Below are 12,056 nucleotides of genomic sequence, written 5' to 3'. Positions count from 1 at the left end.
TGTCCCCGTCTAGGCGTTATTACCGCCGTGGCGAATGATGTCGATGATGATCCAGAGCGTGAGGCCAATGCCGACGCAGTAGCCCGTAAACGAGAGCACGGGTAACCCCGCGACGGTCGGCTCCGAGATCGTGCTCACGAGCGCGGCGCTCACGAGCGTACCGGCCGTGATCATGCCGAGCGTGAGACGGTTGATGATGCGCGAGAGCTTGCCGAGAGGCTCCTGGCTGCTCAGCATCTCCATATTGACCTTGAGCTGGCCGCGGCTCAGCATGTGGGTGACATCGCCGATGTATTCGGTGGCGCGTGCGAGACCGCGGGCGGAGCGATCGAGGCTGATGATGAGGTCGTGCGTCATCTGCTTGAACTCGTCCATCGGGGTTTTCTCGCGGCTGAGGTGTCCGTTGATGACATCGACCATGTTGAAGCTGCCCACGAAGTTGATGAGCGTGCCCTCGAGCGTAACCAGGCCGCGGGCAACGGCGGTGAGACAGCTCGGCAGCTCGAGCTTGCACTCGCGCATGGCGTTGGTGATGTCGGTGAGGAATGCGCCGATGTCTATTTCGTCCATCTCCGCCGATGCGTACCGGTCGATGATGCGGTCGAGTGTGCTGAGCAGGCGGGGGTGGTCGATGGCGTTGACGTCTCCGCCGACCGAGAAGCCGATGAGCGCGTCTTCGAGCATGGTCGAGCTCTCATGGCCGACGGCGACGATAATGCGCATGAAACTTGCGCGCTCGTCAGGCGTGAGGCGGCCCATGTTGCCAAGATCGAGATAGACGATGCAGCCATCCTTGATCTCGATGTTGCCGGGATGCGGATCGGCGTGGAAGAAGCCGTCGTCGAGAATCTGCGTGGCGTAGTTGTCGAGTAGCTTCTCGCCGATTTCGGCGAGGTCATATCCGTTCTTGACAAGCTTCTGCGTATCGCGAATCGAGATACCGTCAACGTACTCCATGACGAGTACTTCCTCGGTGCAATATTGCGGATACGGCTTGAGACAGTGGAGGAAGGCGACGTCCTTGTTGAGCTCGGCGAATTCGGCAAGGTTCTGGGCTTCCTTATCGAAGTCCGTTTCCTCGAGGAAGGTTTGCCAGAGCTCCTCGACCACGTCGCGCAAGTCGACGATCTGGTTGCCCTTCATGAAGCGCTGTGCGTGTTTGGCGAGCGAGCGCATCATGTCGATATCTTGCGCCATGGTGACACGGACGCCGGGGCGCTGCACCTTGATGGCGACAAGCTCGCCACTCTCGCGCAAGACCGCTCGGTGCACTTGCGCAAGCGAAGCGCTGCCAAGGGGTGTGGGGTCGATTTCCGAGAAGATCTGCTCGCGACGCTCCTTGCCATAGATGGTGTCGAGCGTGGCGAGCACCTCGTCGAAGGGAAGCGGATCGACGTCCGTCTGAAGGCGCGAGAGTTCCTCGCAGTATGCGGGCGGCAGTATTTCTGAGCGTGTCGAGAGCGTCTGCCCGATCTTGATGAAGCTCGGGCCGAGCTCCTCGAGCATGGAGCGCATTTCGATGGGGGTGATGCCTTGGAAGGCATGGTAGCGGCGTACGATGCTCAGTAGCTCGCGTAGGCGCGCGAAGCGAGAGCGGCGTGTCAGCCCGAACTGCTTTTGCGGGCTGACACCCGATGGCGTGCCGAAGACGCGCCTGAATAGATTGTTGCCGCTCGTTGGCATGACCCGTTATTCGCTCTTGAGGTGCTCGACGGGATCGACGTCGTTGCCTCCGTAGGTGCCGTCGGGATTGATGACGACATCGCCGGGGTCGGCTGTGCCGGCTGAGGGCTCTGTGGGGATCTTGGCGTCGAGGTGATCGACGGGGTCGAGATCATCGCCAACGTAGACGCCATCGGCACTGATGACGACATCGTCATCGTCTGCGACCTCCTCTGCCTCGACGACGACGTCATCTTTGCCGTCATCTTCCATCTCGCGGGCGATTTGGGCCATCTGCTCGGCGAAGGCGACTCGCTCCTCCGGCGTAAGCGAGCGCACGTAGGCGCGAATGGATTCCTCGCGCACCTTGCTGACGCTCTCCTCGGCCTTGTGCTTGAGTTCCTCGTTCATCTTGCGGCCCTGGTCGACGGTGACCTGTCCTCGTTCCACGAGATCGTCGATGACGGCCTTGGCCTTCTCGCCACCGATAGACAAAGCCCCGACGCCGGCGAGGAAGATGTTTTGAAAGGTCTCAGTGAGATTGTTCGCAACGTTGTTCGTCATGATGCTCTCCTTTGCAAAGGTGAATATCGAACATATTCATTTTAGCGCAGGATGATGTTGCGTACCGCATGACCTTTCCACTTGTTTGGGCTATTCTAGCGAGCATGCTGATAGATCAACTACAACGTCAATTCTTCTCTGCGGAGAAGCTGAAGCCGGTGCTCGCCAAGCTCGAGGCAGGCGACGATACCTCGTTGGGCATTGTCGCGTCCGTGCGGCCCTTCGTCGTGGCATCCCTGTTCGCGCGTGAGCCGCGCACGATCTTCGTCGTCGTGAGCGGCAACGATGCGGCCGAGCGCTTCGCCAATGACGTCGCGGCCTATATCGGGCGTGCGCACACCTGCGTGTATCCCGAGCGCACGGACATGCCCTGGCAGGACGTGCGTCCCGACCACAAGATCATCGGTGCACGTGCGCGGGCGCTCGGACTTCTCACGCTCGGGCGTTCCGTGGTGGTCGTCGCCTCCGCGCGTGCGTTGCTGCGCAAGGTCGCGCCTGCCTCGGGCAGCGTTTTCTCGCCGCTTGTCGTCTCGTGTGCCGATGGCGTCGTGGACGCGGCAACGGGCGAGCTCGTCGCCTACGAGGACTTCGCCGACATGCTCGTGAGCCGCGGATACGAACGACTCGGCGAGCTCGATGGCCCTGGCACCTTCACGCAACAAGGCGATACGGTCGACGTGTTTGGTTCGGGCATGACCGCGCCGGTACGCATCGAGTTCTTCGGCGATGACGTGGACGGGTTACGTCGCGTGGTGGCCAGCACGGGCCAGACGATTGGCGAAATCGAGCAAGCCGAGATCTGGCCGGCGCGCGAGTTCGCCGTGAGCGCTGGCGGCCTCAAGCGTCTCAAGGAAGCCCTGCGTGCCGAGCTTGCGAGCAACCGCGAGACGATCGACAAGGTTGCGATGCTCGAGGAGGGCGTCGTCTTTGGCGACATGGATCGCTTTGCGCCGTATCTCTACAAGGAACTGGGGCAGCCCATCTCCCACGCGGCGAAGGGCTCGCTCATCGTCATCGCAGAGCCACGGTCGCTCTTCGACGATGCGGCGCATCGTTTCGATGAGATACAGGTCATGGCACATGAGGCCGGTGTCTCCGATGACGAGCTCGAGGGACTGTTTGCGGCGCCCGCAAAGATGGACTTCGGGACGCGTCAGCGCCTGACCTTGCAATCCATCATGCGCATTGGCGGTGATGTCGATGCTGACGTAGCGGTGCAACGCCCAAATGTCGCCGGGCGCGAGGAGAAGCTGTACACCGCTATCAGGGCGCAGATCAAAGCCGGCATGACGACGATGTTCGCGGTTCCCGATCGCAGGGCACGCGAGGATTTTGAGCTCGTGTTCGGCGACTGCTCCATACCCTTCGTCGAGGTGCCCGATGAGGGCGAGAAATCGCTTGACCGGCGCTATCTCAACATCATTGACATCGACGTGCCCAATGGTTTCATCATCCCCGATGCGCGCCTCGCGATGATTTCCATCGCGGACTTGTCGCGGCGTGGGGGCAGTGCCCGTCAGGCCAAGAACATCGATATCACCGACATCACCTTCCCGTACAAGCCGGGCGATTACGTAGTGCACGCATCGCATGGCATCGCCCTCTTCTCGGGCATGGTGCGTCAGGAAGCGGCCGGGCAGGAGCGCGACTACCTGTTGCTTTCGTATGCCGAAGGCGACAAGCTCTATGTTCCCGTCGAGCAGATTGACCGCGTGACGCGCTACGTGGGGCCCGATGGCTCGGCTCCGCGCTTGACGCGCCTGCATACGGCCGACTGGAGCCGTACCATGGGCCGCGCTCGCAAATCGGCCAAGAAGCTCGCATTCGACCTGATCGATCTGTATGCGCGGCGCTCTTCCGTCAAGGGCTTCTCATATTCGTCGGACACCGTCTGGCAGGAGGAGATGGAACAGGTCTTTCCCTATGAGGAGACGCCTGACCAGCTCAAGGCCATCGCCGATGTGAAGGCCGACATGGAATCCGAGAAGCCCATGGATCGCCTCATTTGCGGTGACGTGGGCTTTGGCAAGACCGAAGTCGCGCTGCGTGCGGCGTTCAAGGCCGTGAGTGACAAGAAGCAGGTCATGATTCTGTGTCCGACGACGATTCTCGCGCAGCAGCACTATACGACCTTTCACGACCGCTTCGAGCCCTTCGGCATCCGCGTCGAAGTCATGAGCCGCTTCAGGTCGAGTGCCCAGCAGAAGGCCGCCCTCGAGGGCTTTGCCGATGGCAGCGTCGATGTGCTCGTGGGCACGCACCGTCTGCTGAGTCGCGATGTGAACCCGAAGAATCTCGGGCTTGTCATCATTGACGAGGAACAGCGCTTTGGCGTGGGCCATAAGGAGCAGCTCAAGAACCTGCGCGAATCCGTCGACGTCCTTACGCTTTCGGCCACGCCCATCCCGCGCACTCTGCAGATGTCGCTGTCCGGCGTGCGCGACATGTCGCTTATCCATACGCCGCCGCCCAACAGGCGTCCCGTCGCCGTGCATGTGGGCGAGTGGGATGAGGACATCGTAAGCGGCGCCATCAGGCGCGAGATGGAGCGCGGGGGGCAGGTGTATTACGTGAGCAATCGCGTGCGCACCATCGAGGACGCGCTCGAGCGTGTCGAGTCGGCAGCACCGGAAGCGCGCATTGGCATCGCGCACGGCAAGATGAGCGCCAAGCAGATCGAGACCGTGATGGAGCAGTTCGCGGCGGGCGAGATCGACGTGCTCGTCGCCACCACCATCATCGAAAACGGCATCGATAACCCGCACACCAACACGCTCATCATCGAAGATTCGCAGCGCCTGGGCCTGGCGCAGCTCTATCAGCTCAAAGGCCGCGTCGGTCGCTCGAACCAGCAGGCCTACGCATACTTCCTCTTCCCGCCCGAGAAGCCCCTGACCGAAGAGGCGACCGAGCGCTTGCAGGCGATCGGCGAGTTCACGGACCTGGGCAGTGGCATGAAGATCGCGATGAAGGACCTCGAGATCCGTGGTGCGGGAAGCATTCTGGGCGCCGAGCAGAGCGGCAACATGAGCGCCGTCGGCTTCGATTTGTTCGCATCGATGCTGGCGCAAGCGGTGGCCGACGCCCGTGGCGAGCAGGGGATTGCGCACGAGGACGTGCAAATCGACCTGGCTGCGGACTTCTTCATTCCCGAGGAATACATGCCCGAAACCGACGAGCGCGTGCTGTTCTATCGCAAGATCGCCGCCGCGCAGAGCGTGGAGGACGTGGATAGGATCGCCGAGAGCATGCAGTCGAAATACGGCGCGCTGTCCGAACCCGCACGCAACATGCTCGATCGCGCCAAGCTCAAGGCGCTGGCTGCCGAATGCGGGGTCACGTCGGTCACGCAATCGGGTGGCAAGGTCGTGATCGCGCCGGTGTCGGCGTCACTCAAGAGCGCGGCGATGAAGAACGATGACGCACGCGCGACGCTCGAGCGACTGCGGGCGCTGTACTTCGCGAAGTCCGATAAGTACACGGTGCCCTGCGCCAAGGGCGAGTCGCCGCTTGCGCCCGCCATGGAGCTTCTCGAGGCGCTCTACGAAGTGGCGGAGGACAACAGGTAGCGCGAACACGCGTCTATGTCTGTCATCCTGAGCGGAAGGGGCGGATGTGCCCGGAGCCGAAGAATCTCACTTTGAATCACCACTCACCGCGAGGTTCTTCGACTCCGCTCGCGTGCGCTCGCTTCGCTCAGAACGACGGTGACTCTGGCTCGCCATGCTCGGAGCAACGAGAGGCTATGCCCTATGTTTGGTTTTATCGCCTCTAGTCTGTGGGCAGCAGGCCACGCAGGAAGCGCGCGGTGTGGCAAAGCGGAGAGCTTCGTATTCTGTATCTATCCGTAATCTGGACACACCAGCCTGATTGTCCACCCGATTAGAACATCGCTGCTCATCGTCTGTTGGTTTGCCGCATGCCCCCTTCATAAGATGGCAATGTCAGCTAATTGACGCCCAGATCTTAAGGAGGAGCCAATGGCAACGCAGGCCGCACGATTATGTACAAGAGACGAGGACTACCGCAAATACGGAATTGAAAAAGGGAACCCGCAGCCATTCGAAGACGACATGCACACGCCGGGAGGAAAGGGAACCTTCGAGTGGTGGTACACGGATGCTAATTTCGATGATGGAACCACGGTCGTCGCAATTTGGTTCACCAAAAACTACTTCGATGTCCCAGGTCCCGCATGGCCAACGGTCGATCTCGAAATAACAGAAAAGGACGGTACGCGCATTAACCATGTTGTGCGCGGTCCGAAGGGCACGCCCGTGAAGAAAGCTGGGGGGCCTTGCGATGTCCAGATTGAGAATTGCCATATCAAGTACGTCGATGGCAAGTACCAGCTGTACTTTAATGATGGCAAGATTATCTACGAGGCGACCATGACGCCCACGACGCCCATGTGGCGCCCGGATACTGGTATATGGAATTTCGGCGAAGGCGCAGAAGCGCTAGAGTACGGCTGGTTCGTCGCCGCTCCCACAGCCGACGTCGAGGGCAGACTCGTCATCGATGGCAAGGAGCGCAAGCTCAAGGGCAAAGGGTATCATGACCACAACTGGGGCTATACCGGTCTCGAGAACATGATGAACCACTGGTATTGGGGAAGAGCCAAGGTCGGCGATTACACGGTCATCGCGTGTGACATCATCGCCGAAGAGAAGTACGGCAACAAGCGTCTCCCTGTCTTCTTCATCGCCAAAGACGGCAAGATTCTGAATGACGACGCGTCCATAACCAAAATCGAGAGGGCGAACACCCACATCAACGACTTCACTAAGAAGTTCATGGATGACACGCTCGTCTATACGCAAACGGTGAGCCCTGACGAGGAATACATCATCACGTTCGAGCGCAAACGTGACATCATGCCGCGGAGCCTTCTCGAGGTCGTTACACCCATCAAGCGCTTCTTAGGCAAGCTCGTCGGCATGAATCCAACGTACATGCGTGTTATGGGCGACGTCACCGTAGACGTGAGACGCAATGGCGAGCAGGAGAAGATAACAGAGACGGGTTTGTGGGAGCAGTACTTCCTGGGCAACAACAAGGAGGCGACCATCGAAGGGGTGCGTTATCCCGTCGAGGCCTAGCTGGGTATTGCTGGCTGCAATGGCCGCTTACGCAAGAATGCGGGGGAGCATTCCCAGATGGCGTCGAGCACGACCTCGAACGACCATTCCAGGCCTGTTTTGCACCACTGCAAGAAGACGTCGACTATGCCATAGAGGTACACATCGATCTTGAGTTTGAGCAGAAGCTGCTCGTCTGGCGGCAAAGACGGATCGATGTGCTCCTCATAGCTCGCCTCTTGCAGCCAGCTTACGATGGTGTCCCGGAAGTTGTTTTGCCCTGCATGGTCTGGCAGTTGGCTGAAGAAGCCCTTGTGGTGCTGGGCGTAGACGAAGGCATGGCGTATGTTCTCGATTGCGTTGATAGGCACTCCGCCTGTGGTCAGATAATGGATGGGAATGAAGCTCACGAGGTCGTTAATGTCGCGGAAGTTGTTATAGAAGGTCTGACGAGCGGTGCCCGTCTCCTTTATGAGCGAGGTTACCGTAATCTTGCCGAGGCGCTGCGTCTCGCACATCCGAAGCAGCGCCTCGCAATACAGCTCTTTCGAGTTGGCCATGGCTATTTGCGGTATACGCCCGGAACAATCTTGAGCTGGGCTTGCTCGAGAAAGTAATCCTGCACACTGTCGAGCATGGGCATCGTCTGCTTGATGGATATCGAGCCTTCGGGGCAGCGCGAACGGCAATACCCGCATCCAAGGCAGACTTCTTGATTGACCACCATCTTGCCGTCGCTCTCACGGAAGTGAATGGCATCTTGCGGGCAATAGCTATCCAGGCAATGTCCGCATCCTGTGCAACGGTCATGGTCGACCACGGCCGTCCAGCCACTGGGAATGAAGCCGCGCTTTATGTTGCGCGGACCATTCTTGGAGAGGTTCATGCCCACGCAGCAGCACGGGCAGCAGAAGCAAATTTCAAGGAAAGCGTCCATCTGGTCGTTCTTGAAGCCCCAGATGAGTTGCTCGACTTGAACCCAGAGCGACTGGCAGGTGAGACCGAGGGCAGCGGCTTTCTCCACGCGCTCATATGCCTCCTCCTTTGTGAGCTCCACCGCCATGCCATGGTCGACGACGACGCGGCCGCCAAGGTTGAGGAACAGGCACGCCAGATCATGCGGGTAATCCTGGCAATCGCGCCCCGCGCGACATAGGCACTCCTTCATGCCGCCGATGTACTCGGCCTCGTCAATTGCCTTCTTTACGAGGTCGATGGGCAGCGTCACTGTCGCCGTATCACGGTCGACATCATCGCTTATGCGCTTGTTGATCTCGATTGTCTTGGCCTTTGCCGATTTGCCATCGGGTTCGTCATGCTTGCATGCGAAGGCTTGCTTTGCCGGATCCGTGTTTTTGTGCACGATATAGTCGTTGTGGTGTGCGGTGCCGGGTCTATCCTCGGGAACGTCAACGTTAAGGTTAAAAGCGAAGCCCGCCGAATAGGACTGCTCAGGCGGATCGAACATCATGGCTTTGCGATAGATTCTGTCGCCGAGGGAGCCGGGCTTCTTTAGCACCTTGGACATGTTGAGTATCCAAGCGAATACCTTGAGGACGACCTTCCAGTTCCATTGCCGCGCCGAGGTGTGCGTGACGATGAAGTTCTTGATGCCGAGGCCGTTGGGCTTGTTCTTGTAGATTGGCCTGGGTCCCGGTCCTGCCGTCTTGCGCCCGAGCCTCTCCGCATCGAGGAATAGCACGTTTCCCTGCTCGTCGATGTTTGCATAGAAGGAGGGGAGCTCCCCGTCTGCGGGAACTGTTCCATCGAAGTTGCGTACGCGGTCGGTGGTGGATGCAGCAGAGTTGGGCGTTGTTCTTATTTGCTCGTCAATGTCGAGCGTGACGCCATTTGCATTTTCCATGTCAGCCTCGTTTCTGTTGGGTCTTTTCTTTGATTTGCAGAGTTAGCGCAAGGCTCCTGCTCGCCTTTCCTGCGCCCGCTTGCAAGCGAGTTTGCCCATCTTCGATGCCATCTTGTGCATCATGAAGTTAGAGGGAAGCCCCCATTGCAGTGTCAGCCGAGCTATGGTGAGCTTCGAGGTTTCCTCGGGCCACCACGCCTGCAGGTAGCTGATGAAATGCGTGCCCTCTCCACCGTTCGTCGGCTGCAAGATGAAGTTCCACGTCCAGGCAAAGCCCTTCATCCATTTAGGCCTCCAGGCAACGGCGAGTTCCTGCGTTGGCTTGAAGCGCGTGTCCGAGTAGGTGAGGATGTATTCGTTGGGCTTGACGTCTACGACTCCCGTACCCATGCCGTTTTGGTGGTAATACATCCAATCGCCGGGTTGCACGGGCTGCCATTCGGGGCGCACGAAGTAATCGTTGCGAATGTGAAACCCGAAAAGACGCTCGAGCACCTGGAAGCTATAGAAGCCGGCCTTGGTGAGGTTCATTTGGGCAAGGTACGGATAAAGGTCTTGCGGCGCGCAATCGAAATCGAACGACTGACCACCCGTGAGTCGGATATCTTCAGGCGAGAGGATGTCATGGCCCGGCAGCGCCTCCTCGCATAGCCTCACTTCTTCCTCCGAGCAGGCGTGCTTCATGCCGTAGCCTGCGAGCACGCCGAAGCCAATCACGAATACCACGATGCAGCCGACAAGCGTCTGAATCCACCCGAAGTGAATCCAGCAAGTGGTGATTATCGCAACGAGGATGACCACGCAGAGCCAGAACTGCGGCCAGACACGTGCCCGCATGCGTTTGAGGTGCTCGGCATCCTTTTTGGTTGCCGGAATATAGGGATTTACGTTTTCCATTGACACTCCTTGATAGGCGCTTGTTGCTCGAGCTTTCTTATGCGATGCCCAGAATCCTGTTTGCCGCGTAAATGCCGGAGATGGCTGCCGGTTCGACCCCAAGCCCGTTCACATCGCAAGCGATGTAGCAATTGTCGTCCCAATCTTGCCTGAGGATGCTGTCGCCATACGTGAATAGCGCCTCAGGCCAAACGCGGTACTTGATGACCTCGTATTGGTCAAAATGCTCACCTAGGTCGATTTCATCGCGGCTAAAGACATTGAAAAGGCCATCATCGCGTTGCGCTATGGCGATCGTGTCAAATTCGTCGCTATAGTAGTGCGCCTTCGCCTCAGCAATTTGCGCGTTCGGGGTTCCCTTGACGAGGTAGCTCACGAGCTTTGTTGGCTGCCTGATTTCCTCGACGCCCAAGAGGCGCTGCGTTGTGAGGCCGGTGGTGGCGACAACGAGATTCTCACAGGTGCGCTCAAGGCCGTCGCTTGTCGTGACCTTCCAGCTGCCTTGGATCTTCTCCACACCCGTGACCGTTGCAATCTCGACTTTGCCATCAAGCAATGCGATGAACTTGTCTGCATCGAAGGTGAAGTTGAAGAGCTTTATTACGACGCCTTGTGCGACATTGAGAAAGTCGAGCGCGTTAAGTTCGTTGATGCGGGAGCCCGTGCATGCGTAGGCGAACTTCGATATGAAGTTGTCAGCAATCTTCTGGATGCCGAGTTCCTCGATGAGCGTGCTTGCTTTCATGTGGTAGAAGCGCTTGATTTTGGGATGGGCATCGAGGGCCTTTGCCGCGGGCATCGTCTCGCAATCTTTCTTATAACGAGAGTACTCAGGGATGAAGTCCTTGTTCATGAAAGAACGAAACTTCAGAAGCTGGGGCAGGCTCGAGATCATGGTGAGGCTCGTGCCCTTGAACTTCTTCGTTGGCGTGCTGTGCAGCATGAGGCTGCCGAGCGCGACTTCGAGATATCCATCCTTGTCGACGATTTTGAAGGCATTATCGTAGTTTTCCATGCAAAAGACAGCGCCGAAGTTATTGTGCAGCTCGGGGTCGTAGCAAACTCGGCCGCCAAGCTCGTCTGTGATGAGCAGCACGTCGCGGCCATTGTCCTTGAGCTTGCGTGCGCAGCTCATGCCGGCGATGCCGCCGCCCACCACTATGGTTTCTGCATCCATCATTTTCCTCCCCATCGTGCTTCCAAGATGGGGAACATCCTACGCGCGCCTGATATGTCGAATAGACAAACGAGGGCATATCGTCTAGGCGAGGCTTCGCGAACGGCATGATGAGCGTGATATACTCGCTGGGCTCGATTGTTGCGCAAAGAGCACGCCAGATGAGGTCTTGGGATTAGTTCGCACTGAATTGGTGGAGGGCATATGCCAGACGCAAATCTCACGAAGAAACTCTACTGCGATGCGCTTTTGAGCCTCTGCGAAAGCCGCAAGCTATCAGATGTCACTGTCACCGCCCTCGTTGCCCAGGCTGGCACTGCCAGACAAACGTTTTACAACCATTTCAATGACGTCAACGATCTCATTGGGTATCTGACGACGAACATTCTGGAGACGTACGTACGACCAGCCTATTTCGCGGAGACCGTTTTCGAGGCATATTCGTTTGCTGTCGAGCACAAGGGCTTCTTCTGCCAGCTGCCCTTTCACGAGGGTCAGAATAACTTTCGCGAGACCTTTATCTCGTTCATGAGAGAGCTCTTGCGTGAGGAGTTCATCGATGAGGACATGGCCGAGGCGGAGACGCTTTACCGCATCATTGCCATTGACCAGGCGATAATCGGGGTTACCGACACGTTCTTGGAATGGTGTCGCAACCAGATGCAGTGGCCCATCGAAATGCTCGTGCGCGTTCAATATGATTCCACGCCCGGCTTCATACGGGAAAGTCAGGTGCTGCCCCCACGCCTGTGCAGGGCGTTGGACGGAGCCCAGCTTCCAAAAAGAGGCTAGCGCGTAGTCGTGCGCCTCC

At 58.4% G+C, this 12,056-nt stretch carries 9 protein-coding genes; 3 read left to right on the top strand and 6 right to left on the bottom strand.

What is annotated here, in order from left to right; translation table 11 throughout:
- Positions 1-9: 9 nt before the first annotated feature.
- Entirely contained in the window at positions 10-1,683 is a 1,674-nt protein-coding gene (locus tag DBY20_09095; GenBank protein PWL77510.1) for an ABC transporter, read from the bottom strand.
- A gap of 6 nt (positions 1,684-1,689) precedes the next feature.
- A complete protein-coding gene (locus tag DBY20_09090; protein PWL77509.1) occupies positions 1,690-2,226 on the bottom strand; it encodes a hypothetical protein in 537 nt (178 codons plus the stop codon).
- 104 nt (positions 2,227-2,330) lie between these two features.
- On the opposite strand from DBY20_09090, the gene mfd reads away from it, so the two are divergent.
- Positions 2,331-5,795 carry a transcription-repair coupling factor gene (gene mfd, locus DBY20_09085; protein ID PWL77508.1) on the top strand — a complete coding sequence of 1,155 codons (3,465 nt, stop codon included), beginning with the start codon at positions 2,331-2,333 and terminating at the stop codon, positions 5,793-5,795.
- A gap of 411 nt (positions 5,796-6,206) precedes the next feature.
- A complete protein-coding gene (locus DBY20_09080; GenBank protein PWL77507.1) occupies positions 6,207-7,328 on the top strand; it encodes a hypothetical protein in 1,122 nt (373 codons plus the stop codon).
- Here the strand turns inward: DBY20_09080 and DBY20_09075 are convergent.
- Genes DBY20_09075 through DBY20_09060 form a run of 4 tightly spaced genes read right to left on the bottom strand, consistent with a single transcriptional unit; the run spans position 7,325 to position 11,260 of the window.
- Positions 7,325-7,867 (bottom strand): hypothetical protein, encoded by a 543-nt coding sequence (locus DBY20_09075; GenBank protein PWL77506.1) that lies wholly within the window; start codon positions 7,865-7,867, stop codon positions 7,325-7,327. The genes DBY20_09080 and DBY20_09075 overlap by 4 nt on opposite strands.
- A 2-nt stretch (positions 7,868-7,869) precedes the next feature.
- The gene (locus DBY20_09070; GenBank protein PWL77505.1) at positions 7,870-9,171 is read right to left on the bottom strand and encodes a hypothetical protein; all 1,302 of its coding nucleotides are present in this window, start codon (positions 9,169-9,171) and stop codon (positions 7,870-7,872) included.
- Between the two features lie 42 nt (positions 9,172-9,213).
- Positions 9,214-10,068 (bottom strand): hypothetical protein, encoded by an 855-nt coding sequence (locus DBY20_09065; protein PWL77504.1) that lies wholly within the window; start codon positions 10,066-10,068, stop codon positions 9,214-9,216.
- A 37-nt stretch (positions 10,069-10,105) separates the two neighbouring features.
- Positions 10,106-11,260, bottom strand: a complete 1,155-nt coding sequence (locus tag DBY20_09060; GenBank protein ID PWL77503.1) for a hypothetical protein — start codon at positions 11,258-11,260, stop codon at positions 10,106-10,108.
- A gap of 189 nt (positions 11,261-11,449) precedes the next feature.
- Between DBY20_09060 and DBY20_09055 the strand changes: the two genes are divergently transcribed.
- The gene (locus DBY20_09055; protein ID PWL77502.1) at positions 11,450-12,037 is read left to right on the top strand and encodes a hypothetical protein; all 588 of its coding nucleotides are present in this window, start codon (positions 11,450-11,452) and stop codon (positions 12,035-12,037) included.
- Positions 12,038-12,056 lie beyond the last annotated feature (19 nt).

The sequence above is a fragment of the Coriobacteriia bacterium genome (assembly GCA_003149935.1).
Lineage (GTDB): Bacteria > Actinomycetota > Coriobacteriia > Coriobacteriales > QAMH01 > QAMH01.
The sequence above is the reverse complement of the archived record's forward strand: the minus strand, read 5'-3'. Positions and strand labels throughout refer to the sequence as shown.